Below are 21,103 nucleotides of genomic sequence, written 5' to 3'. Positions count from 1 at the left end.
TCAGTCGGACTCGAGTAGCCGGTCCAATCCATCCAGGATCAGCTCCAGCCCGAAGTCGAAATCGGCTATGCCCGTGTGCTTTCCATCGATCACCAGCTGCGACAGCGCGTTCATGTACGGGAACCGGTCCGCCGGGATGAGTGGCAGGAACTGTGCTGCGGCGGAGGCGTATTCGTCCGGCTGTAGCGGAAAGTTGACCTGCTGCAAGGTGAATCCGTAGATATGGCTGTCCATCGCGTTCCAGGCGCGGTCGGCTAGCTGGTAGGAGAAGCCCGCGGCATGCAGGCAGCCGACGGTGGCGTCGACATAGCGCAGCATCGCTGGTCCGACATTGAGTCGCGAACCGATCAGGCCCGTCGCCCACGGATGGCGCAGGAGCGTCTCGTGCGCGGCCCTCGCCCGCGCGCGCATGGCCGCCTTCCAGTTCCCGCCGATCTCCGGCACGCCCATCTCGGCGACGACCAGGTCGGCAATGCCGTCGAGCAGGTCGTCCTTGTTCTGCACGTGGTTGTACAGCGACATCGCCTCGACCCCGAGCGTCTGTGCCAGTTTGCGCATGGACAGCGCCGCCAGGCCCTGCTCATCGGCGAGCTGAACGGCGGTGCGCAGCACCTTGTCCCGGCTGAGCGGCGCGCGCTGGGTGCCGTTGGCGGATGTCTTGGGCATGGGCCCCTCTCTTGACGTACTTACGGTGTAAGCGTACCGTCCGGATGGAGAGACTTACGCTGTAAGTACATATTTTCAGGCGAGGAAATCCCATGTCCGAGGCCAAGAGCCCGCAATCGACGGTCGATATCAGCACGATGACGGCGGTGATCGCGCCGCGATACGGCACCGGCTCGGTGCTCCGGACCGAGGTGGTGGACCGGCCGAATCCGCGGCCCGGCGAGGTTCTGGTGCGGGTGCGGGCCGCGGCGGTCTGCCAGGGCGATGCCCATCTGCTCACCGGAACGCCCTACCTGCTGCGGCTCGGCTTCGGCCTGCGCCGGCCCAAGGATCCGATCATCGGGCACGACCTGGCCGGCGAGGTGGTCGCGGTCGGGCGCGAGGTGACCGGATTCCGGCGCGGTGACCAGGTTTTCGGCTCGGTGAACGCGGGTGCCTTCGCGGAGTACGTCTGTGTCGCGGAGCAGCGACTCGCGCTCGCGCCGACCGGATTGTCCATCGAAGAGGCTGCGGCGCTGCCTGATTCGGGCATGACCGCGCTTCAGGGGTTGCGTGATGTCGGCCGCTTGCGGGCCGGGCAGAGCGTGCTCGTCAACGGTGCGTCCGGTGGCGTCGGCACTGCCGCGATCCAGCTCGCCAAAGCGCTCGGCGCCGAAGTCACCGCCGTGTGCAGTACCCGCCATATCGAGCTGCTGCGGTCACTCGGCGCGGATCACGTAATCGACTACACCACTGATGATTTCACCGCGAGCGGGCGACGCTACGACGTGCTGCTCGACCTGATCGGCAACCGATCGCTGCGGGACTCCCGGCGGATTCTCACGCCGAAGGGCGTCTTCGTCTCCTCGGCCGGTGCGCCCGGCGGCAACTGGGCGGGACCGGTGGTCTGGATGGGAAAGGTCTTGCTGGCCAACCTGTTCGTCAGCCAGAAGATCGGCGTGCTGCTCATGCGTCCGCAACGCGCCGATCTGGAGTTCCTGGCCGGACTGGCCGCGGACGGCAGGTTCCGGCCGGTGATCGAGAAGCAGTATCCCCTGGTCGAGGCGGCCAGCGCCGTGCAGCACATCATCGACGGGCACGCCCAGGGCAAGACGGTGCTCGTCGGCTGAGTTAGTCGACCGATGCGGCGAGCCGCGTGGTCAGCTCGCGAATGTGCGCGATGAGTTCCGGCGGTTCGTGCACCCGGAACGGAAAGCCGAAAGTGGCGAGGTAGACGGCTAATTCGTCGAGCGAGTCCGAACCTGTGCGCAGCACGCAGGTTTCGGCGTCCACCGCCTCTATGGCGCCGATGGTCGGCGCGATGCGATCGGCGGCGGCCTCGGCGGAAACGCCGAGCGTGACGCGAGCGGCGTAGCGATACGGCGAACTCGTCACTCCCCGGGAGAGATACCCGGACAGGTCGACGTCGGGCGCCTCGCGCGGGGTGAACCGGGGGCCGGTGGGGATGCGCGGGTGCAGGCGGTCGCAGCGATAGTTGCGCCAGTCGGCGCGGTCCACGTCCCAGCCGATGAGGTACCAGCGACGGCCGATGTGCGCCAGGCGATGTGGCTCGGTGGTGCGCAAAGAGGTTGTGCCGTCATGACTTCGGTAGTCGAACCGGAGGCGGTGACTGTCCCGGATGGCGCCCGCGATCGCGGTGAGCGTATCGGGGTCGACGGTAGCGCCGCCGGCGCGCACCGTGACCGTCACCGATTGCAGCAGGCTGACCCGGTGACGCAGCCGCGACGGCAGCACCTGCTCGAGCTTGGTGAGCGCGCGCAGCGAGCTGTCCTCGATCCCGGTGATGGTGCCGCCCGCCGCGGTGCGCAGGCCGATCGCGACCGCGACCGCCTCGTCGTCGTCCAGCAGCAACGGCGGCAGCTTCGCGCCCGCGCCGAGCCGATAGCCCGCGACGCCGGGCGTGGCATCCACCGGATAACCGAGGCTGCGCAGCTTGTCGATGTCGCGGCGCACCGTGCGCACGTCGACCTCGAGGCGTTCGGCCAGGTCGGTGCCGGTCCAGTCGCGGGGAGTCTGCAACAGCGAGAGCAGCCGCAGCAGTCGAGCGGAGGTATCCAACATGGAATTCAGTCTGCCGCAGACCTAGGGCAGAAGGTGTCCTAGGTGGGTCATATCGTTGTTTTCATGACCAACGAGATCACCGAATTCCGCATCGACATCCCGCAGCAACAGCTCGATGACCTGCGCACTCGCCTCGATGGCGCGCGCTGGCCGGCACCGCTGCCCGGCGATGGCTGGGACACCGGCGTGCCGACCACCTGGCTGCGCGAACTGGTCGACTACTGGCGCACCGAATACGACTGGCGTGCGGCCGAGGCGCAGCTCAATGCCTACCCGCAGTACACGACCGAGATCGACGGGCAGCACATCCACTTCCTGCACGTGCGTTCGCCCGAAGCGGACGCGCTGCCGCTGCTGCTGACCCACGGCTGGCCCGGTTCGGTGGTCGAATTCCTCGACGTGATCGGTCCGCTGACCGATCCGCGGGCGCACGGCGGAGACCCGAAAGACGCCTTCCACCTGGTGATTCCGTCGCTGCCGGGCTTCGGCTTCTCCGGACCGGTCACGGAATCGGGCTGGCGGATCGAGCGAACCGCGCAGGCGTGGGTCGAACTCATGCGCAGGCTCGGTTACGAGCGCTACGGCGTGCAGGGCGGTGACGTCGGCGCCGGCGTGAGCCCGGAGGTCGGCCGGCTCGCGCCGGGAAGCGTTGTGGGCGTGCATGTCAACGGCGGACCGGGTCCGATGCCGCAGCTGCCGCTGTCCGACGCGGAGCTGGCGAGCCTGGACGAGGTCGAGCGCGATCGGGTACGCCGGATCGAGGCGTTCATGCAGGAGGAGTTCGGCTACATCGCGATTCAGTCCACCCGCCCGCAGACGCTGGCCTACGGGCTGGTGGATTCGCCGGTGGGGCAGCTCGCCTGGATCATGGACAAGTTCCGGGAGTGGACGCATCCGCGAAACGTGGACCCGGACAAGATCATTGACCGGGATCGGCTGCTGACCAACGTGATGCTGTACTGGCTCACCGGTACGGCGGGTTCGGCGGCCTACGTCGGCTACGCGCATTCCGATGCGTGGGGTGCGCCGAAGACGAACTCCGGAGTGCCCACCGCGGCACTGATTCTCGCCCATGATGTCGGCATCCGGCGCTACTCGGAACCCGAGAACACCATCACCCGGTGGACCGAGGTCGACCACGGCGGTCACTTCGCCGCGCTGGAGGAGCCGGTGCTACTGACCACCGATGTCCGCGAGTTCTTCCGCGACCTGCGCTGAAAACCGAAGTCTGTGGGCCTGTTCCGGCATGTCGCCGCCGGAGCAGGCCCACAATCAGGGGAGCGGACCGTCGGCGAGGTGCAGCCCATGGACAAACCCAAACCCTTCACCCAGGAACACCGGGAAGAGTTCTGGCGCCGCTGCGGGTGGTCACCCGAACTCCCGGAGGCCGAGCGCGCGGCGATCGAACGCCAGTGGGACGACGATGCGATCGATCTGGCCGAACTTTTCGGCTGGTGAAATCGGGGCTTGCCGTGGCCCGATCTGTGGCGCACCATCAGGTCGGGAGGAACGAGCATGACCACATCGGGGTTACCGAGTCACCGGGACCGCACGATGGTTTCGTCGCGGGTGGATCCGGTCCTGAACTATTTCGGCAAGTGTCCGCTGTGCGGGTATCCCGCGCACGCGTCGACGATCACCGCGCATTTCGACGACGACGAGGTAGAGCAACTGGTGGTCGCCACCTGCGGGTTGCCGTGCGGGTGGAGCGGGCCCGTCGTGCCGACGACGATGACCTGAGCGCGGCTAGCCGGTCGACAGTTCACCGGCCAGCCGCCACGAGTCGCGTTCGGCGGCGAAGGCGGCCGCCTGGGTGGTGCGGAAGTCGGTGATCGAGGCGTCGTTGTCGGCGAGGAATTTGCGGTAGTCGGCGAGCCGGAATTCACCGTCCTCCGCCCGCACCTGAACATTGCCCGCGGCGAAATCGGCGCGCAGGTCGAGCAATTCGTCCGCCTCGACCGGGTACCAGCGGATCCGATCGAAATAGCGCAGCAGCCAAGGGGTTTCGTCGCCGGACGGATGGCGGTCCGCGCCGGGGCGACCGGCGAGCGGACCGGCGTGGTGGTTCCACACCTGGGTGGTGCGGCCGACGAACTGATAGCCGCCGGGACCCTCCATGCCGTAGATGCACAGGTAGGCGCCGCCGATGCCGACCGCGTTCTGCGGGGTCCAGGTGCGGGCGGGGTTGTACTTGGTGGTGACCAGGCGGTGGCGCGGGTCGGTCGGGGTGGCGACGGGCGCGCCGAGGTACACGTCCCCCAGGCCGAGGACGAGGTACTCGGCGCCGAAGACGGTGTCGTAAACGTCTGCCACCGCGGCCAATCCGTTCATCCGGCGGATGAATTCGATGTTCCACGGGCACCAGGGGGCGTCAGCGCGGACGCCGTGCATGTAGCGGGTGATGGCCTCGCGGGTGGACGGGTCGTCCCAGGACAGCGGCAGGTGCACGGTGCGGCTCGGGACGATCAGCTGATCGGCGGCGGGCAGGTGCTGTTCGGCTTCGGCCAGCAGGTCGAGCAGGGTGGGGACGGGCAGGATGTGGGGGTCGACCCGGATCTGTAGCGAGCGGATGCCTGGGGTCAGCTCGGTCACGCCGCGCACGCCCGCGGCCAGCAGGTGCTGGTGCAGGGCATGCACGCGGGCGCGCAGCGCGAGATCCAGTGTCATGGTGCCGTATTCGACGAGGACGGCGTCGTCGCCCGCGCGGCGATAGGTGACGCCGGTTTCGTCGTCGACCTCGGTGCGCCGCAGGATGCCGTCGTCACCGTCGCCACCGGCAGACAGCACGATGGGCCAGTTGGCTCGGCGGCCGGTGCCGAGTTCGCGAATCGAGGCGGCGCGTTCGCTGCGGATCGGCACGAAACGTACTGCGTCGCCAGGGGATAACTGCCCGAGCTTCCAGCGGTCGGCGGCGACCACGGTGACCGGGCAGACGAAGCCGCCGAGGCTGGGGCCGTCCGGACCGAGCAGGATCGGGGTGTCGCCGGTGAAGTCCAGTGCGCCTACCGAATACGGGGTGTCGTGGATATTGGACGGGTGCAGCCCGGCTTCGCCGCCGTCGGTGCGGGCCCACTCGGGTTTCGGCCCGATCAGCCGGACGCCGGTGCGGTCGGAGTTGAAGTGCACCGCGTAGTCGGTGCCGAGGATGGTGTCGAAGTCGGCGCGGGTGAAGAATTCCGGTGCGCCGTGCGGACCTTCGGTCACCGCCAGTTCCCAGCGCTTGGACAGCACCGGCTGGTCGTCCATCGGGACGGCGGTCGCGACGGGGTCGCGGTGTGGTCCGAGCGTCAATGACTCGCCGACGCGCAGGGCGTTGCCCTCGCTGCCGCCGAATCGGCCGAGCGTGAATGTCGCGGTGCTGCCGAGGTATTCGGGCAACTGGATGCCGCCGGCGAGGAGTACGTAGCAGCGCATGCCCGGCCCGCGCACCGCGCCGACGTCGAGTACGCCGCCCGCGGGCACCTGAATGGTTCGCCATTGCTCCGCGGGAACGCCGTCGACCGAGACGTCGGTCGGTGCGCCGGTGACGCACACCCAGGTCGGGGCGGAGAACTTCAGTGCGGGACCGCCGAGGGTGCATTCCAGTCCGGCCGCGCCTTCGGCATTGCCGAGCACCCGATTGCCCAGCCGGAACGACAGGTCGTCCATCGGGCCGGACGGCGGTACGCCCACGTGCCAGTAGCCGGTCCGTCCCGGCCAATCCTGCACTGTCGTCAGCATTCCGGGCCGGACGACCTCGACGACGGAATCGGGTTCCGCGCACGCTGCGCCTGTTGTCGTGCGGGTCGCCAGCCGGTCGGCGGATAGCTCGGTGATGGTCATTTGGACACCACCATGCGCACCGGGGTGGGGTCGAAACCGTTGCAGGGGTTGTTGATCTGCGGGCAGTTGGAGACCAGGACGAGGGTGTCGATCTCGGCGCGTAGCGTGACCTTCTTTCCCGGAGCGGACAATCCGTCGACGATGCCGAGCGTGCCGTCGGCCTCCACCGGAACGTTCATGAACCAGTTGATGTTCGACACCAGGTCCCGCTTGCCGAGGCCCCATTGCAGTGCCGCGGTGAGGAAGTTCTCCACGCAGGCGTGCTGGTGCCGGGTGTGCTGGCCGTAGCGCAGCGTGTTCGACTCCTGGGAGCAGGCGCCCGCGATGGTGTCGTGATTGCCGACCTCGTCGGCGACCACGGTCATCAGGGCGGTGCCCGCGTCGGTCAGTAGCACGCTGCCGGTGCTGAGGAAGATGTTGCGCTGCGCGGCGACGGTGGCCTGCGCGCTGTAGCGATCGGTGTGGTCGGCCGCCGAGTACAGCAGGCAGTCCACCGCCTGGTTGCCGTGCAGGTCGATGATCTCCAGCTGCTCGCCCGCCTTGACCACCGCGGACCAGGGTGCGCGGGCGGGGACGGTCTCGTCGAGCACGATGGTGCGTGCCGTGGCGGTGTTCATTCCCTTACCTCCAGCGTCAGTGCGGCCGTCCAGGCGCGTTCGGTGTTCTGTACGGCCCGTTGGTATTCCGGGTCGGTGTTGTGGGTGACGGCGAGATCCTCCGGTGCGGCCCAGGCGACGACGTCGAGATCCGTTGCGGCGCGGTCGTCCAGCGGGTGCGCGGCATTGGCGACGAGCAGCACCGCCGGCAGATGCACCAGCAGGTCTACCGACGAACCGGGCGCGGCGCTGCCGGTGGCGGTCAGTGCGCCGTCGGATTCCACGCGCACGCCGCGGAAGAAGGACACCGTCGGTCCGATATCACGCGGTTCCAGACCGTGTTTGGCGCCGGCCAGGCGCAGCAGCTGCCGCGCCTCGGCGGTCGGTCCGCACAGGGTGTCGTGGCTGCCCGAGGTGTCGGCGAGCACGGTGGCGAGAATGCGCCCCTGGTCCGACAGCAGCGGATGGCCGTCGCCGAGATAGGCCTGCCACGGAACCTTCACTGTGTCAGCGACATTCAGGCGTTCCCACGGTGCTTCGGGGCGCACCAGCAGCAGGTGCGCGCAGGCAGCGCCGGCCGGGTCGGCCAACCGGATCCGAGTTCCGCGGCCCAGCACGATGTTCGCGTAGCCGTCGCGTGGAATGCGCTGGGCGAAGGTGATTCTCGCCGACTCGACGCCCGCGGGCAGGTCGGGTCCCTCGATGGTGGCCGCGGCGGCCTGGGATCGCGCGTGTGCCCGCGCGCTCTCGGTGGATGCGGTGCTGCTGGTCATTCGGGCCCCCTTCGTCGGGTCGGATACGAACCTGCGCGCGGTGGTGGCCGGCACCACCACCGCGTCACCGGTCAGGCGGATCGAGGTGCGGGTTCCGGGTTTTCGGCGAGGTTCGGCGGGTGCTGGACGAATCGGTGCACGACGACACCGACGCCGACCACGAGCAGCACGAACAACGGTGCGGCCCAGAGCATCCACCAGCCGCCGCCGTTGGGGGTGTAGACCTCGGCGCGCGGCCAGGCCAGGTTCACCGCCATCGCGATGCCCCACAGCACGGCGAGCACGTTCACCGGAATGCCCAAGCGCCCCAGGCTGAACAGCCCGGCCTCGGTGCCTTCGTCGGCGGGCATGCCCTTGATCCGCCGGACCAGCAGCGGCACGGTGACCAGCAGATAGGCCAGGTACAGCGTCACGATGCAGACGCTGGCCAGGGTCGCGAAGATCGCGGCGTTGCCGAGATTCAGCACGAGCAGGCCGATGCCGAGCACGCCGATGATGACCGCGGGCAGCACCGGGGTGCCGAAGCGCGGGTGCACCGCGGCGAGCTGCTCGGCGAACGGCAACTTGCCGTCGCGGGCCATCGAGAACATCAGCCGCGAACCCGCCGTCTGAATGGCCAAGGTGCACACCGTGATCGCCACCGCGACACAGCCGAGCAGCACCGTGCCCGCCGGGCTGTCCAGCTTCGAGGTGAGCACGTAGGCCAGGCCCTCGGTGGCCAGCGACCCGTCGGACAGGCTCGGCGCGGCCATCAGCGCGCCGATCAGCAGCAGCCCGCCGCCGAGCGCGGACACCGCGAGCGCGGTCAGGATGGTGCGCGGCGCGACCCGGCGCGGATTCTTCGTCTCCTCGGAAAGCTCACCGGCGGAATCGAATCCGACCATGACGTAGGCGGCCATCAGGCCGGACACCAGGAACGCGGCCCAATACGAGCCGGGCACGGCCTGATCGGTCTGCACCACCACGCCGGGCCCGCGCTCGGTGTGGGTGAAGAACAGTCCGATGATCGCGAGCACGCCGACGATCTCCACGGTGACGCCGATCGAGTTGATCCGCGACATCAGGTCGATGCCGATCACGTTGATCACCGTGGTGAGCACCAGCAGGATGCTGCCGAGCAGCACCGCGTTGGTCGCGCCGGAGGACGAGGTGAGCGCGGTGTCGTCGCCGACGAGCTGGAAGCCGCTCCAAATCGACGGCAGCACCACCTGGAGCGCGATCGCGGCCGCGGCGGCGGTGACGATCTGCGCGATGACCATCATCCAGCCGGCGAACCAGCCGATGAGCTCACCGCCGAGCCGGCGCGACCACTGGTAGATGCAGCCCGAGATCGGGTAGCGGGCGGCCAGTTCGGCGAAGTTCAGCGCGACGAGGAACTGCCCGGCGAACACGATCGGCCAGGTCCAGAAGAAGGCAGCGCCGCCGAACGAGTAGCCGAAGCCGAAGAACTGGAAGATCGTGGTGAGGATGGAGACGAACGAGAAGCCGGCCGCGAACGAGGCGTAGCGGCCCAGTTTGCGATGGAGTACCGGTTCGTAGCCGAATCGGGCCAGGTCGGCGCCGTCGCGGCTGGTGTCGGGCGGAGGGGCGGGGGCGAACGTTGTGGCCATGAGGGTCCTTCGGCGAAGCGGCCAATACCTATCAGATGACAGTTTTGCGTCGGCGATCGCGCTTTCGGTGACCCACGTGTATCGCTTGCGGTAACTCCGGTAACTTCTGCGTTGCCGAGATTTCTATCGAGTGACAGAAACCTCTCACCAGCTACCGGGCCACCGGGCGTCGCGGATCGGCCCGGTGCGGACCTGCCAGAATGGGCCTGTGGCAAACCTCGGCCCCGGCCGTCCCCGGGTGGAACAGCGACGCCGTCGCGGCCAGACGCCGCGCGCCGAGATCCTGGACGCCGCGGGGGAGCTGTTCACCACCAATGGCTACGCGAACACCTCCACCCGTGTGGTCGCCGACGCGGTCGGCATCCGTCAGGCATCGCTCTATCACCACTTCGCCGCCAAGGATGACATCCTCGATGCGCTGCTTGCTGAAACCATAGCTGCCCCACTGGAACTCGCCGAGCGACTGGGGAATGTGCCGGCGTCCGCGCCAACCCGGCTTTACGCGCTCGCGCTGTTCGACGTCCGGCAACTGTGCGCCGCGCGCTGGAATCTCGGTGCGCTGTACCTGCTTCCGGAACTGCGCACCGAGCGGTTCGCGACGTTCCGGCTGCGGCGCGACGAACTGCGCGGGCACTACGAGACTTTGGCGGCGGCGGTACTGACCGAGGCCGGCGGCGCGGGCATCGTCGGGGCCGAGGCGCTGCCGTTCCGGCTGGTCGAGATGGTGATCAGCCTGCGCTCGGACGAGGGCACCGCGCCCGCGGACGCGGAGCGGAGCATCCCCGAGGCGGCGTTGCGCGTGCTCGGCTGGCCGGGTGATCTGAACGTGCTGCGCGAGGACGCGCAGCGGCTGCTCGATCAGCTCGATTCGGCGTAAGCCCTACTTTCCGGCGCTACGTCCCCACTTGAGGCCCCACCCGTACGCCTGATCGACTTCCTTCTTGCCCCACAGCGGCCGTCCGGCGGGCGGGCGGATGAACACGCCTTGGCGATGAACGACGAACTCGCCGTTGATGTTCTCGATCAGCGCGAGCACCATCTCGCGCGAGTTGTCGGTGCATCCGTCGACCAGCATCTCGATCGGCGGCGAACCGACCGGATACAGGGTGGCCGTCGCGTGCACGCCGCGGAAGTCCTCCGCGCCGGCGTACAGCGAGGCGAACACCAGGATGCGCCGGAACTTCGCGGTGTGATCGAGGTTGATGTCGAGGTTCTCGCCCGTGGTGACGGCGCCGGTCCGGTCGTCCTGATCGAGCTGGATGAACGGCGCCTTGCGCAGCGAGCCGAAGCTGTCGAGCGGGCCGATCGAGCCCTTCGTCCCGTCGGTCATCTCCCAGAAGCAGCACAGATCCAGGTCGAGACCGCCCGCGCCCTTGCGCTTGCCGAACTTGCGCGGGGCGGGTGCGGCGGCGCCGGTCCAGTTGAGGTTGATCCGCATGATGCCGCCGGTCGCGCCCTGCTTGGTCAGCGAGATCGAGGGGGCGTCTTTGGTCAGCGAGATCTTGCTCAGGTTGACCGGCGCGCCGGGCGGCGGTGAAAACTGCTGCGGGGGAGCCGGGTTCGGCGGCGGCGCGCCGTAACTGCCGGGCGGCGGCGGGTATCCGGCGGGCGGCTGTTGCGGCGGCGGGAATTGTGGCTGCGGCGGGGTGTATTGCGGCATCGGCGGGGCCGGGGGCGGCGGCGCGGTGAACTGATGCGGCGGCGCGGCGGGCGGCGGTGGCGGGGTGAATTGATGCGGTGGCGCGGCCGGTGCGGGGGCGTCGTCGACCGAGATGCCGTAATCGGTGGCCAGACCGGCCAATCCGGAGGCATAGCCCTGCCCGACCGCGCGGAACTTCCAGCCGCCTTGCCGTCGATACAGCTCGCCGAGCACGAACGCGGTCTCGGTGGTCGCACCGGCACTGTCGAACCGGGCCACCTCGGCACCGGTGCCCGGATCGACCAAACGCACGTAGAGCCCATGGAATTGGCCGAAGGTGCCGCCGTCCGCGGAGGCCGCGATCACGATGGTCTCGATCTGCGGTTCGACCTGCCCCAGGTTCGCCGACAGCACGTCGAGCACGGTCGGGCCCTGCTGTTTACCCTCGTGGCGCACCGCACCGGAGGGATGCGCGGGCTGGTTGTAGAAGACGAAGTCGCTGTCGTCGCGCACCTTGCCTGCCACCAGCAGCAGCGCCGAGGCATCGGCGTCGGGCACCCCGGGCCCGCTCTGCCAACCCAGCTCGATCCGGACGGCGGACTGCGGCACCGCAACGTTGGCGCCCTTGGTCATCGTCACACTTGCCAACGTATCGGCAAACGCGCCGATTGGGTACTTGATCAGCGGGTCGGCGGCGCGATCTCCCAGTGCTGCTGCAGCGCGCCGGCGATTTCGGGAAGCACGGTGACCGGAATCCGCTTGCGCCGCAACAGCGCCCGGATCTCGTTCACCTGCTCGCGTTTGCGCAGGTCGTAGGCGCCGGAGACCGGACGGAGCACCGGCGGGATGGACAGCAGCACCAGCTCACCGTGCTCCTCGTCCCCGCCGGCCAGATCCAGCGCCAGCGACCAGCGGGATCGTTCGTCGAGGGTGAAGCGTCCGGCGACCACCCGGTCCCAGTCGACGCTGGATTCGGTCCACGGGGTGCGCCGGTAGATCGTGCGCTCGGTGAGCACGACGGCGTCCCTGGTGAACAGTGCCGCGACGACGGCGATGCCCGCGACCGCACCGGCCAGTAGACCCGTGAACACCCGGTTCACCCCGAACAAGGCGATCACGCCCGCGCACAGCGCAACGGTCACCAGGATCCCGAGGGAGCTGTACAGCGCCGCGCGCCGCGTCGGCACCACACCGGCCCGCACCATCGTCATCTCACCCACCACTTCCGGCTCGCTGCGGCACACGCTACCGCCCGCCGTTGCGCCGCACACCTCCTGATTCCCGGCGATCAGGTCTGCGGGAGATCAGCAGGTGTGCGGGTTGATCAGGCTTCCAGGGCGACTGCGGCCTCGGCGGTGTAGACCAGGAACGTCAGGCTCTGCTGGAAGTACAGCTCGACCGACTCGGCGTCGTGCGACAGGTAGCCGATCGACAGGTCCTGACCGATCCGCAGGTCGTAGTCGCCGCCGCGGCAGGTCAGCACGAACGCGCCGTCGATGGCGGGCGCCCAGATGATCTCGCCGTCCGGGATGAGCCGCTCGATGTGCGTGCGGATCGGATGCCCGTGATCGGAGGTCTCGCTGACCGCCGTGAACAGCTCCGCGCTCAGCAGCACCGAGTACGGCCCGTCGACGCCGGCCAGGCGCAGCGCGGTGAGCGCCTGGGTGACCGACTCCGGCACCAGCCGCGGATCGCTCGGCAGCGCGATCGCCTGATTGGTCGAACTCTTCCGGATGCCGGTGATGTTCGCGGCCGGGTAGCCCTCGAAGATGGCCCGGTCCTCGGCGAACGCGATCTTCTTCGCGGCGTCCTTCACCGGATCCAGGTCGGGATCCATGGCGCCGCGTTCGACGTTGTCCAGCTCCTCGCGCGAGAGCCGGAACGGCACCCGCAGCTCGACCAGCGGCGCGACCACTCGCTGGCGGGCCTGCACCCCCTCGTCGGGCGCGGTGATCGGGGTGGTGTGCCCGGTGCCGACCGCGGAGTAGTCCGCGCCGTGCGGGCCGGACAGATCGACGACGCGACGCCCGGCGATGTGCCGCTTGAAGGTGCGCGTCGCCTCTTCCTCGATCGCCGACCATGCCTCGGCGGTGATCGGCGCGAGTTCGCGATAGAGGTTGTTCATGCCTGCGTGCTCCTTTTCAACGTGCCGATACCGAGTGAGCCCGACCCGATGTCGTTGGGCTGCACGTCTGCTGCCGCTATGGCCTCGTCCGGCGGCGGGGGAAGTTCATCGAAGAAGTCGAGCGACGGCGCGAAGAACGAGGTGCCGGTGACCGCGATGGAGAAGTCCAGGATGCGGTCGTAGGCGGCCTCGTCGGTGCCGACGAACATGCGGGTGAGCATCAGTTCGGTGACGCTCGGGGTGGCCGCGTAAGCGATGTAGTAGGTGCCGAATTCGCCGTCCTTGACGCTGCCGAACGGCATGTTGGCGCGCAGGATCTCGCGTTCGGTGCCGTCGGCGTCGACGATGGTGTTCACCGCGACGTGCGAGTCGGCGGGCTTGTCGGCGTCGGACAGCTCGAAATCGTCGAGCTTGGTGCGGCCGATCACCTTCTCCTGCTCCTCGACCGACAGCGCGCGCCAATCCGCCATCGGATGCAGGTACTTCTGCACGATGACGTAGCTGCCGCCACGGAAGTCCGGGTCTTCGTCGCCGACCAGCGCGGCGGAATAGGCGCCCTGGCCCTCCGGGTTCTCCGTGCCGTCGACGAAGCCGAGCAGGTCGCGCTGTTCGAAGTAGCGGAACCCGACGGTCTCGTCGATGATCGTGGCCGCGCCGGCCAGCCGGTCGCCGATGGTCATGGCCAGCTCGAAGCAGGCGTCTTGGTTTTCCGCGCGGATGTGGAACAGCAGATCGCCCGGCGTCACCGGGGCCTGGTGGTGTTTGCCGACGAAGCCGGGGAAGTCGTGCAGTTCGGCGGGCCGTGGTCCGGCGAAGAGCCGGTCCCAGGCCGCGGAGCCGATCGAGGTGACGCAGTTCAGGCCGGCGCCGGGGATCCGGAAGCCGACCGAGCGGCGCAGGCCCTGCACATCGGCGAGGGTGTCCCGGACGACCGCCTCGCCGCCCTCATCGATGGTGGCGACCAGGAAGATCGCGGCCGGGGTGAGCGGATCGAGAATCGGCTGCGGCTCACTCATGATCTTCAGCCTAGTGCCCGGCACCGACACCTCGGCCAGGTGGCACGGGCACCGCGGCTACTACTTCGCGACCGTCAGCAGGAAGGCCACATCGTCCACGGCCATCACGCTGTGCCGTGCCTTGGGCACCACGAGCAGATCGCCCGTCGAACCTTTCCATTCGTTGCTGCCGCTGATCAGGGTGAGCGTGCCGCTGAGCACCAGCAGCGTGGCCTCACCCGCGTTGTCGTGCTCGGCCAGGCTCTGGCCGGCGCTGAGGCCGACCACGGTCTGCCGCAGTGAATTCGCGTGCCCACCGTAGATGGTTTGCGAACTCCGCCCGCTGGTGGCGGTGCTCGCGATCTTGAGCTGTTGCCGGGCAACCGCAGTCAGCGATTTCTTGTCCATGGACCGCCTTTCGCAAATGACAACAGCCGGTACGAGGGCTGGTCGCACCGGCTCGGGAGTCCGGACGGACGAAGGCCCGGCCCCACTTATCCAGGAGTATGCCCGACCGTGCTCGGTCTCGAGTCGGGTTTGCGTGGCCGCGGCGTTCTGTGATCGAACGGTGTTGTGCGGCCGCGATGATCGATGCGGAGAGTTTGCCGGCTAGTCGGATTCGCGGCGGGTGTAGCGCTGGATCCGATACCGCAGACCGGTGCTCGACTCCTGCCACCGCGCGCTCTCGTCGGCCGCCCATTCCGGGCCGATGAGCGGGGCGTACGCGTCGCCCGCGACCGTGGTGTCGACCTCGGTGACGAGCAGGTCGGTCGCGAAATCCATAGCGGCGCGGTAGATCTCACCGCCGCCGGCGATCCACACCGTGTCCGGTCCGCTCAGCGCGAGCGCCTCGGTCACCGAACCGGCGCGTTCGGCGCCTTCGGCGGTCCAGTCCGGCTGCCTGGTCACCACGATGTTGCGGCGGCCGACCAGCGGGCGGAATTTCGGCGGCAGCGAATCCCAGGTGCGCCTGCCCATCACGACCGGATGTCCCATGGTGGCCGACTTGAAATTCGCCATGTCCTCGGGCACGCGCCAGGGGATGGTGTTCTCGAAACCGATTACCCCGTCCGGGGTTTGCGCCCAGATCAGTCCGATCGTGCGGCTCACACGGCCACCGGGGCCTTGATCGCCGGATGATGCTGGTAGCCAACGACTTCCACGTCCTCGTAGACGTAGTCGAACAGCGACGTCGCCGGGCGCAGCGTCAGCTTCGGGAACGGGAACGGATCGCGCGTGAGCTGTTCGCCGACCTGCTCGAGGTGGTTGTCGTAGATGTGGCAGTCGCCGCCGGTCCAGATGAAATCGCCGAGCTCGAGCTCGGTCTGCTGCGCGACCATCTGGGTGAGCAGCGCGTAGCTGGCGATATTGAACGGCACGCCGAGGAACAGGTCGGCGCTGCGCTGATACAGCTGGCAGGACAGCTTGCCGTCGGCCACATAGAACTGGAAGAACGCGTGGCACGGGGCGAGCGCCATCTTGTCCAGCTCGGCGACGTTCCAGGCGGAGACGAGCATGCGCCGCGAGTCCGGGTTGGTGCGCAGGGTGTGCAGCACCTCGGAGATCTGGTCGATGTGCATGCCGTCCGGCGTCGGCCAGGACCGCCACTGCACGCCGTAGACCGGGCCGAGTTCACCGTTCGCGTCGGCCCATTCGTCCCAGATCGAGACGCCGTGCTCTTGTAGCCAGCGCGCGTTGGAATCACCGCGCAGGAACCAGAGCAACTCGTAGACGATGGACTTCAGGTGCACCTTTTTGGTGGTGATCAGCGGGAAGCCCGCCGACAGGTCGTAGCGCAGCTGATGGCCGAAGATGCTGCGCGTGCCGGTGCCGGTGCGGTCCGCCTTCTTCGTGCCGGACTCCAGCACCAGCCGGAGCAGATCCTCGTACTGGGTATCGGTCGCCACGGTCGCCAACTCTAGTCTTCGGGTCGCCTGGCAAGCTCGCCGCATGCGCAAGCTCTACGTGATCGGCATCGGCGCGGGCGACCCCGACCAGGTGACGGTGCAGGCGATCAAGGCGATGCGGCAGGTCGAGGTGTTCTTCGTCATCGGCAAGGGCGCCGAGAAGCGCGAGCTGGTCGAGGTGCGGACGGCGATCCTGGCCGAGCACGTCGAGCGGCCGTATCGGATCGTGGAGATCGCCGACCCGCCGCGCGATCGGACGCCCGCGGACTATCAGGGCGTCGTCGAGGACTGGCACGAGCGGCGCTCGGCGTTGCTGGAAGAGGCGTTCGCGCAGGTCGACGGGGTCGGCGGAATTCTGGTGTGGGGTGATCCGGCGCTGTACGACAGCACGCTGCGGATGATCGAGCGGGTGCTCGCGCGGGGGAACGCGCACTTCGATTACACGGTGATTCCGGGCGTCACCAGCGTGCAGGCGCTGGCCGCGCGGCATCGCATGGTGCTGCACCGGATCGGCGAACCGGTGCACATCACCACCGGCAGGCGGCTGCGCGAGGAGGGGCTCGCGGACTCCGCGGTGGTGATGCTGGACTGCGACTGCTCGTTCACCGAGGTGCCGGGCGCGGACGTGCATATCTGGTGGGGCGCCTACCTCGGCATGCCGGACGAAACGCTGATCGAAGGCCCGCTGCGCGCGGTGGAACAGGAGATCGTCGAGCGCCGCGCCCGGCTGCGCGCCGAAAAGGGCTGGATCATGGACATCTATCTGCTCAGTCGAGGCTGACTGCCCTGCTCTTGTCGGTGATCGCCGGTAACCTGACCCTGTGCCCGAACTACCTGAGGTGGAGGCGCTGGCGCAGTTTCTGCGGGAGCATGCGGTCGGCGCGGTGGTGGGGCGCGTGGATGTGGCGGCGTTCAGCGCGGTGAAGACGTTCGAGCCGCCGGTGACGGCGCTGTCCGGCCGCGACGTGACCGGGGCGGGGCGCTGGGGGAAGTTTCTCGGCATGGACTGCGGCGGACTGTGGCTGATCACGCACCTGTCCCGGGGTGGCTGGCTGCGCTGGATCGATGAACCGAGCCAGACGCCGCCGAAACCGGGCGGCAAGAGTCCACTGGCGCTGCGCGTGCATTTCTTCACCCCGGAGGGCGCGACGCCCGCCTTCGACCTCACCGAGGCGGGGACCAAGAAGCGGCTCGCGGTCTACATAGTCGACGATCCGAAACTGGTGCCCGGCATCGCCCGGCTCGGACCGGACGCACTCGAGGTGACCGAGGCGGAGTTCATCGAAATCCTGCGCGGCACCTCGCAGCGGATCAAGACCGCGATCGTCGACCAGACCCTGCTGGCCGGCATCGGCAACGCCTACTCCGACGAGATCCTGCACGCCGCCAAGATCTCCCCGTTCGCCAACACCAAAACCCTCGCGGCGAACAACGGTCCCCAGCTCTACGCCGCCATGCGCGCGGTGCTCACCGACGCCGTGCAGCGTTCGTCGGGCCAGGCCGCCGCCCGGCTCAAAGGCGAAAAGCGTTCCGGCATGCAGGTCCACGCCCGGACCGGCCAGCCATGCCCAGTCTGCGGCGACACCGTCCGCGAGGTGTCCTACGCCGAACGTTCCTTCCAGTACTGCCCGACCTGCCAGACCGGCGGCAAGATCCTCGCCGACCGACGGATGTCCCGGCTGCTCAAGTAGCGGTCAGGTCAGGGTGGGTACTCGGACTCCTTGCCAGGCAAGGCGTTTGGGTTTGTCCGGGTCGTGTTCCAGGCGGGTGGGGGTGTCGATGATCAGGGTGGTGCGGCGGGATTCGGTGTAGGCGGGCCAGGAGGGGAGTGGGGCGCCGGTGCGGGCGAATTCGAGCCAGTTGTCTTGGAATTGGTGGGTGACGGACTGGAGGCCGCGGCGGCCGCCCGCGGCGGTGATGGCGCGGCCGAATGCCGCGTCGCCGCCGCCGAAGACGGGGATCAGGTCCGAGGCGTGGGTGGCGCCCAGGCCCGCGAGATGCATTGAGCGCGGGGCGAAGTCGTAGCGGTAGGCGTAGGTGGGGGCGTGGCGGCTGTGTCCGGCCATGACGGTCACGGACGGGCGCCAGAAGACGAAGTCGCCACCGGCGCGCACGGCCGCCTTGGCCTCCGGATAACCGGGATAGGCTGCGGCGATTCGGGATTCGGCGTCCTCGTCGGCGATGGCTTCGCGCAGCCGATCCGGGGTAGTGGGCAGCGAATCCGCGAACTTGGCGAACAGGGTGCCTTCGTCGCGGTTGGTGCCGATGATGAGCGGCACCCGATGGGCATTGCCGTCGACGATCGCATCGATCGGCGCCTGCGGCAGTAGTACGCCGTCGACCACCGGAGAAATCGGGAACAGGCCGCGTCGTTCGCGCAGGACCCGGTTGCTGGTGCGGTCGACCGCGCGTCGGAGGTCGTTGGCGCTCGCGGTGAGCAGTGCGGTGGCCGCCTGATCCGGGGTCGCGCCGAGCGTTTCGATGCAGCGCCGGGCGAACCGGCGTGCGTCGTCCGCGGTCATCGCCCAGTCGGCCGGTGGGCTCTGGGAAATGGCCTGGTGGAACAGGCCTTTCGCGGACGGTGTGGCGAGCAGGCTGAGTACCGCGTGGGCGCCCGCGGATTCGCCGAAGATGGTGACGTTGCCGGGATCGCCGCCGAACGCGGCGATATTGGCGCGCACCCATTCCAGCGCGGCCACCTGATCGCGCAGGCCGAGGTTCGACTCGAAAGTGTGCCCCGGCGTGGAGAATTCACCGAAATCGACATAGCCGAACGCGCCGAGCCGGTAGTTCAGCGACACCAGCACGGCATCCCCGCGCACCGCGAGCCGCCCACCGGAGTACAGCGCGAGCGCCGACGTGCCGGTGAGATAGCCGCCGCCGTGGATGAACACCAGCACCGGCCGCGGCTTGTTCGACGGCGTCACGGGCACGGTGACATTGAGTGTCAGCGAGTCCTCGTGGGTCGGCTGGTACCGGCGCGGCCCGATCCGCGCGCCGGCCCGATGCTGCATCGCGGCGAACCCGTACTCGGTGCTCTCCCGCACCCCGGTCCACGGCGTGACCGGTTGCGGAGCGCGAAAACGCAAGTCACCCACCGGTGCGGCCGCGTAGGGGAGGGACCGCCAGCGCAAGACGCGGCGGCCGCGACGACCCCGAACGACTCCGTCGGCGGTCTGGATATCTGTCGATGCCACCATCCGCCAATGGTACTTACGCGCGCCGTGTCTCCAACAGGCGTAACCAGAACTCGCTCACCGCGGGAAATGCGGGCACCGCGTGCCACAGGGTTGCCAACGGCACCTTGCCGACCACCGCGATGGTGGCCGCGTGCAGCTGTTCGCCCGCCTCCGGGCCGACGAAGGTGGCGCCGAGCAGCGTGTCGGTGGCGGTATCGATGACCAGCTTGGCGTGGCCCGCGAAGTCGTTGCGCGCCAACGACGAACCGGCGACCGCGATATCGAGTTCTACGGTCTCGACGGCATGGCCGGCATCGCGGGCCGCGGCCTCGGTCAGCCCGACGGACGCGACCTCGGGTGCGGTGTACACGACCTGCGGAACCTGCCCGTGGTCGGCGCTCGCGGTGAACCGGGCATCATCGAGCGACCTGCCTTCGGCGCGGGCCGCGATCACGTCGCCGCAGACCCTGGCCTGGTACTTCCCCATATGCGTCAGCGCGGCACGGTGATTCAGGTCGCCGACGCAGTAGAGCCAGTCGCCGTCCACCTCGCGCACGGTCAGCTGATCGTCGACCGCCACATAGCCGTCTTTCAGCCCGACGGAGTCCAGGCCGAGCCCCTCGGTGGCGGGTGCGCGCCCGGCGGCCACGATGATCTCGTCGGCCTCGAGTTCGGTATCGCCCCGCGCGCTGTGCACTCGCACGGTGACCGGGCCGCCGTGAATCCGGCCTTCGCCGGTGTCCTTGGCGTCGGGTCGGTGCACGCTCGTCGGCGAGGTATCGAGCAGCACCTGCACGCCACGTTCTTTCAGCGCCGCGACCACGCGTTCGCCCGCGAACGGTTCGGCGGACGCGAGCACCGCCCCGCCGCGCACGACCATGCTGACCTGCGCGCCGAGCGCGCTCAGCCAGGTCGCCGCCTCGCAGGCCACCACGCCGCCGCCGATGATCACCACGCGGCCGGGGACCTCGTGCAGGTTGGTGGCGTCGCGGGAGATCCAGGGCAGCGCGTCGCGCAGACCGGGCACGTCCGGGACACCGGCCGTGGTGCCGGTGGCCAGCACCACCGCGTGCCGGGCGCGCAGCACCCGTCCGCCGACCTCGACCAGTCGTTCGCCGACCAGCTTGCCGGCGCCGCGGATCACCTCGATGCGATGGTCGTTCGCCCACTTCACCTGCGAGGTGTCGTCGTGGTCGCTGACGAAGGAATCACGCCGCCGCAGCACCGCCTCGACGTCGAGACCGGTCGCGGTGATCCCGTCCATGGCCTGCGCGGCGCCCAGCACATGGCCGGGTCGCAGCAGAGCCTTGCTCGGAATGCAGGCCCAGTAGGAGCATTCGCCGCCGACGAGTTCGCGTTCCACGATCGCGGCGGTCCGGTCGCTCCCGGCGATGGCGTAGTCGGCGGCGTTCTCGCCCGCCGGGCCGCCACCGATCACGATGACGTCGTATTCGGTAGGTGCGCTCGGCATGGTGGTTATTGCAGGTAGCCCTCGACCTGAGCGGGGGAGCTCGGTTCGGCGCCGTCGGGCGATTCACCCTGGTCGATCCGCGCCCGGCGGTGCCGCAGCAGATCCCACGCCTGGTCCAGCATCACCTCGAGCTCGGCGAGTTGCTGGCGTTCCGCCTTGGGGTCCAGGTCGCCTTTGGCGGCCTGCGCGCGGAGCTCGTGCTCCTGATCGACGAGTGCCTTGATCCGGGCCAAAACGTCCTGTTCGGTCATGGCGACCA

General features: G+C 68.8%; 23 protein-coding genes. 7 read left to right on the top strand and 16 right to left on the bottom strand.

Annotated features, from left to right (window positions below; translation table 11 throughout):
- Entirely contained in the window at positions 1–666 is a 666-nt protein-coding gene (locus AB0M22_RS09855; protein WP_364723144.1) for a TetR/AcrR family transcriptional regulator C-terminal domain-containing protein, read from the bottom strand.
- Between the two features lie 92 nt (positions 667–758).
- Between AB0M22_RS09855 and AB0M22_RS09850 the strand changes: the two genes are divergently transcribed.
- Positions 759–1,775, top strand: coding sequence for an NAD(P)-dependent alcohol dehydrogenase (locus AB0M22_RS09850; protein WP_364723142.1), 1,017 nt, complete (start codon positions 759–761; stop codon positions 1,773–1,775).
- 1 nt (position 1,776) lies between these two features.
- Here AB0M22_RS09850 and AB0M22_RS09845 read toward each other — a convergent pair whose 3' ends face one another.
- Positions 1,777–2,727, bottom strand: a complete 951-nt coding sequence (locus AB0M22_RS09845; protein WP_364723140.1) for a YafY family protein — start codon at positions 2,725–2,727, stop codon at positions 1,777–1,779.
- A gap of 63 nt (positions 2,728–2,790) precedes the next feature.
- Here AB0M22_RS09845 and AB0M22_RS09840 point away from each other — a divergent pair, with 63 nt between their 5' ends.
- The 3 genes from AB0M22_RS09840 to AB0M22_RS09830 all read left to right on the top strand — a co-directional run bounded on the left by AB0M22_RS09840 (position 2,791) and on the right by AB0M22_RS09830 (position 4,467).
- Positions 2,791–3,945: an epoxide hydrolase family protein gene (locus AB0M22_RS09840; protein ID WP_364723138.1), complete on the top strand. Its 1,155-nt coding sequence runs from the start codon at positions 2,791–2,793 to the stop codon at positions 3,943–3,945.
- Between the two features lie 87 nt (positions 3,946–4,032).
- Complete coding sequence (locus AB0M22_RS09835; protein ID WP_364723135.1) at positions 4,033–4,185, top strand: hypothetical protein; 153 nt, start codon at positions 4,033–4,035, stop codon at positions 4,183–4,185.
- Positions 4,186–4,242: 57 nt separating this feature from the next.
- A complete protein-coding gene (locus AB0M22_RS09830) occupies positions 4,243–4,467 on the top strand; it encodes a hypothetical protein (protein ID WP_150401986.1) in 225 nt (74 codons plus the stop codon).
- A gap of 6 nt (positions 4,468–4,473) precedes the next feature.
- Here AB0M22_RS09830 and AB0M22_RS09825 read toward each other — a convergent pair whose 3' ends face one another.
- The 4 genes from AB0M22_RS09825 to AB0M22_RS09810 all read right to left on the bottom strand — a co-directional run bounded on the left by AB0M22_RS09825 (position 4,474) and on the right by AB0M22_RS09810 (position 9,528).
- On the bottom strand, positions 4,474–6,549 hold the full coding sequence (locus AB0M22_RS09825) for a 5-oxoprolinase/urea amidolyase family protein (RefSeq protein WP_364723133.1): 2,076 nt from the start codon (positions 6,547–6,549) through the stop codon (positions 4,474–4,476).
- Positions 6,546–7,166: an urea amidolyase associated protein UAAP2 gene (locus tag AB0M22_RS09820; RefSeq protein ID WP_364723130.1), complete on the bottom strand. Its 621-nt coding sequence runs from the start codon at positions 7,164–7,166 to the stop codon at positions 6,546–6,548. The genes AB0M22_RS09825 and AB0M22_RS09820 overlap by 4 nt, the downstream gene beginning before the upstream one ends.
- Positions 7,163–7,918, bottom strand: a complete 756-nt coding sequence (locus AB0M22_RS09815; protein ID WP_364723126.1) for a DUF1989 domain-containing protein — start codon at positions 7,916–7,918, stop codon at positions 7,163–7,165. The genes AB0M22_RS09820 and AB0M22_RS09815 overlap by 4 nt, the downstream gene beginning before the upstream one ends.
- Before the next feature lie 71 nt (positions 7,919–7,989).
- On the bottom strand, positions 7,990–9,528 hold the full coding sequence (locus tag AB0M22_RS09810) for an amino acid permease (RefSeq protein ID WP_364723124.1): 1,539 nt from the start codon (positions 9,526–9,528) through the stop codon (positions 7,990–7,992).
- A 208-nt stretch (positions 9,529–9,736) separates the two neighbouring features.
- Between AB0M22_RS09810 and AB0M22_RS09805 the strand changes: the two genes are divergently transcribed.
- Positions 9,737–10,405 (top strand): TetR/AcrR family transcriptional regulator, encoded by a 669-nt coding sequence (locus tag AB0M22_RS09805; protein ID WP_364723121.1) that lies wholly within the window; start codon positions 9,737–9,739, stop codon positions 10,403–10,405.
- A 3-nt stretch (positions 10,406–10,408) separates the two neighbouring features.
- Here AB0M22_RS09805 and AB0M22_RS09800 read toward each other — a convergent pair whose 3' ends face one another.
- The 7 genes from AB0M22_RS09800 to AB0M22_RS09770 form a co-directional block, all read right to left on the bottom strand.
- The gene (locus AB0M22_RS09800; protein ID WP_364724056.1) at positions 10,409–11,800 is read right to left on the bottom strand and encodes a TerD family protein; all 1,392 of its coding nucleotides are present in this window, start codon (positions 11,798–11,800) and stop codon (positions 10,409–10,411) included.
- Between the two features lie 47 nt (positions 11,801–11,847).
- Positions 11,848–12,378: a hypothetical protein gene (locus AB0M22_RS09795; RefSeq protein WP_364723118.1), complete on the bottom strand. Its 531-nt coding sequence runs from the start codon at positions 12,376–12,378 to the stop codon at positions 11,848–11,850.
- Positions 12,379–12,491: 113 nt separating this feature from the next.
- Complete coding sequence (locus tag AB0M22_RS09790) at positions 12,492–13,292, bottom strand: family 1 encapsulin nanocompartment shell protein (protein ID WP_364723115.1); 801 nt, start codon at positions 13,290–13,292, stop codon at positions 12,492–12,494.
- Entirely contained in the window at positions 13,289–14,308 is a 1,020-nt protein-coding gene (locus AB0M22_RS09785; protein WP_364723112.1) for a Dyp-type peroxidase, read from the bottom strand. Before AB0M22_RS09785 ends, AB0M22_RS09790 begins: the two co-directional genes overlap by 4 nt.
- A gap of 60 nt (positions 14,309–14,368) precedes the next feature.
- Positions 14,369–14,695: a cupin domain-containing protein gene (locus AB0M22_RS09780; RefSeq protein ID WP_150401995.1), complete on the bottom strand. Its 327-nt coding sequence runs from the start codon at positions 14,693–14,695 to the stop codon at positions 14,369–14,371.
- Positions 14,696–14,896: 201 nt separating this feature from the next.
- The gene (locus AB0M22_RS09775) at positions 14,897–15,397 is read right to left on the bottom strand and encodes a dihydrofolate reductase (RefSeq protein ID WP_364723109.1); all 501 of its coding nucleotides are present in this window, start codon (positions 15,395–15,397) and stop codon (positions 14,897–14,899) included.
- Positions 15,394–16,194 carry a thymidylate synthase gene (locus AB0M22_RS09770; RefSeq protein WP_364723107.1) on the bottom strand — a complete coding sequence of 267 codons (801 nt, stop codon included), beginning with the start codon at positions 16,192–16,194 and terminating at the stop codon, positions 15,394–15,396. Before AB0M22_RS09770 ends, AB0M22_RS09775 begins: the two co-directional genes overlap by 4 nt.
- Before the next feature lie 43 nt (positions 16,195–16,237).
- On the opposite strand from AB0M22_RS09770, the gene cobF reads away from it, so the two are divergent.
- Both cobF and AB0M22_RS09760 read left to right on the top strand, forming a co-directional pair.
- Positions 16,238–16,975 (top strand): precorrin-6A synthase (deacetylating), encoded by a 738-nt coding sequence (gene cobF, locus AB0M22_RS09765; protein WP_364723105.1) that lies wholly within the window; start codon positions 16,238–16,240, stop codon positions 16,973–16,975.
- Between the two features lie 40 nt (positions 16,976–17,015).
- The gene (locus AB0M22_RS09760) at positions 17,016–17,885 is read left to right on the top strand and encodes a DNA-formamidopyrimidine glycosylase family protein (RefSeq protein WP_364723102.1); all 870 of its coding nucleotides are present in this window, start codon (positions 17,016–17,018) and stop codon (positions 17,883–17,885) included.
- Positions 17,886–17,888: 3 nt separating this feature from the next.
- Here the strand turns inward: AB0M22_RS09760 and AB0M22_RS09755 are convergent, their stop codons facing one another.
- From AB0M22_RS09755 to AB0M22_RS09745, 3 genes are read right to left on the bottom strand one after another with little or no spacing between them, the layout of a single operon-like run.
- Entirely contained in the window at positions 17,889–19,394 is a 1,506-nt protein-coding gene (locus AB0M22_RS09755) for a carboxylesterase/lipase family protein (protein ID WP_364723100.1), read from the bottom strand.
- Between the two features lie 13 nt (positions 19,395–19,407).
- A complete protein-coding gene (locus AB0M22_RS09750; RefSeq protein ID WP_364723098.1) occupies positions 19,408–20,844 on the bottom strand; it encodes an NAD(P)/FAD-dependent oxidoreductase in 1,437 nt (478 codons plus the stop codon).
- Positions 20,845–20,849: 5 nt separating this feature from the next.
- Positions 20,850–21,095: a DUF2630 family protein gene (locus tag AB0M22_RS09745; protein ID WP_364723096.1), complete on the bottom strand. Its 246-nt coding sequence runs from the start codon at positions 21,093–21,095 to the stop codon at positions 20,850–20,852.
- Positions 21,096–21,103: the final 8 nt, after the last annotated feature.

The organism is Nocardia sp. NPDC051756, from assembly GCF_040681495.1.
GTDB lineage: Bacteria > Actinomycetota > Actinomycetes > Mycobacteriales > Mycobacteriaceae > Nocardia.
Note: the sequence above shows the minus strand (reverse complement) of the source record. Positions and strands in the feature narration are given on the sequence as shown.

What these genes read in the sequence shown, in the direction of transcription:
- AB0M22_RS09855 (WP_364723144.1), bottom strand. Translation starts at nt 666, where the DNA reads ATGCCCAAGACATCCGCCAACGGCACCCAGCGCGCGCCGCTCAGCCGG.
- AB0M22_RS09850 (WP_364723142.1), top strand. Translation starts at nt 759, where the DNA reads ATGTCCGAGGCCAAGAGCCCGCAATCGACGGTCGATATCAGCACGATG.
- AB0M22_RS09845 (WP_364723140.1), bottom strand. Translation starts at nt 2,727, where the DNA reads ATGTTGGATACCTCCGCTCGACTGCTGCGGCTGCTCTCGCTGTTGCAG.
- AB0M22_RS09840 (WP_364723138.1), top strand. Translation starts at nt 2,791, where the DNA reads ATGACCAACGAGATCACCGAATTCCGCATCGACATCCCGCAGCAACAG.
- AB0M22_RS09835 (WP_364723135.1), top strand. Translation starts at nt 4,033, where the DNA reads ATGGACAAACCCAAACCCTTCACCCAGGAACACCGGGAAGAGTTCTGG.
- AB0M22_RS09830 (WP_150401986.1), top strand. Translation starts at nt 4,243, where the DNA reads ATGACCACATCGGGGTTACCGAGTCACCGGGACCGCACGATGGTTTCG.
- AB0M22_RS09825 (WP_364723133.1), bottom strand. Translation starts at nt 6,549, where the DNA reads ATGACCATCACCGAGCTATCCGCCGACCGGCTGGCGACCCGCACGACA.
- AB0M22_RS09820 (WP_364723130.1), bottom strand. Translation starts at nt 7,166, where the DNA reads ATGAACACCGCCACGGCACGCACCATCGTGCTCGACGAGACCGTCCCC.
- AB0M22_RS09815 (WP_364723126.1), bottom strand. Translation starts at nt 7,918, where the DNA reads ATGACCAGCAGCACCGCATCCACCGAGAGCGCGCGGGCACACGCGCGA.
- AB0M22_RS09810 (WP_364723124.1), bottom strand. Translation starts at nt 9,528, where the DNA reads ATGGCCACAACGTTCGCCCCCGCCCCTCCGCCCGACACCAGCCGCGAC.
- AB0M22_RS09800 (WP_364724056.1), bottom strand. Translation starts at nt 11,800, where the DNA reads ATGACCAAGGGCGCCAACGTTGCGGTGCCGCAGTCCGCCGTCCGGATC.
- AB0M22_RS09795 (WP_364723118.1), bottom strand. Translation starts at nt 12,378, where the DNA reads ATGACGATGGTGCGGGCCGGTGTGGTGCCGACGCGGCGCGCGGCGCTG.
- AB0M22_RS09790 (WP_364723115.1), bottom strand. Translation starts at nt 13,292, where the DNA reads ATGAACAACCTCTATCGCGAACTCGCGCCGATCACCGCCGAGGCATGG.
- AB0M22_RS09785 (WP_364723112.1), bottom strand. Translation starts at nt 14,308, where the DNA reads ATGAGTGAGCCGCAGCCGATTCTCGATCCGCTCACCCCGGCCGCGATC.
- AB0M22_RS09780 (WP_150401995.1), bottom strand. Translation starts at nt 14,695, where the DNA reads ATGGACAAGAAATCGCTGACTGCGGTTGCCCGGCAACAGCTCAAGATC.
- cobF (WP_364723105.1), top strand. Translation starts at nt 16,238, where the DNA reads ATGCGCAAGCTCTACGTGATCGGCATCGGCGCGGGCGACCCCGACCAG.
- AB0M22_RS09755 (WP_364723100.1), bottom strand. Translation starts at nt 19,394, where the DNA reads ATGGTGGCATCGACAGATATCCAGACCGCCGACGGAGTCGTTCGGGGT.
- AB0M22_RS09750 (WP_364723098.1), bottom strand. Translation starts at nt 20,844, where the DNA reads ATGCCGAGCGCACCTACCGAATACGACGTCATCGTGATCGGTGGCGGC.
- AB0M22_RS09745 (WP_364723096.1), bottom strand. Translation starts at nt 21,095, where the DNA reads ATGACCGAACAGGACGTTTTGGCCCGGATCAAGGCACTCGTCGATCAG.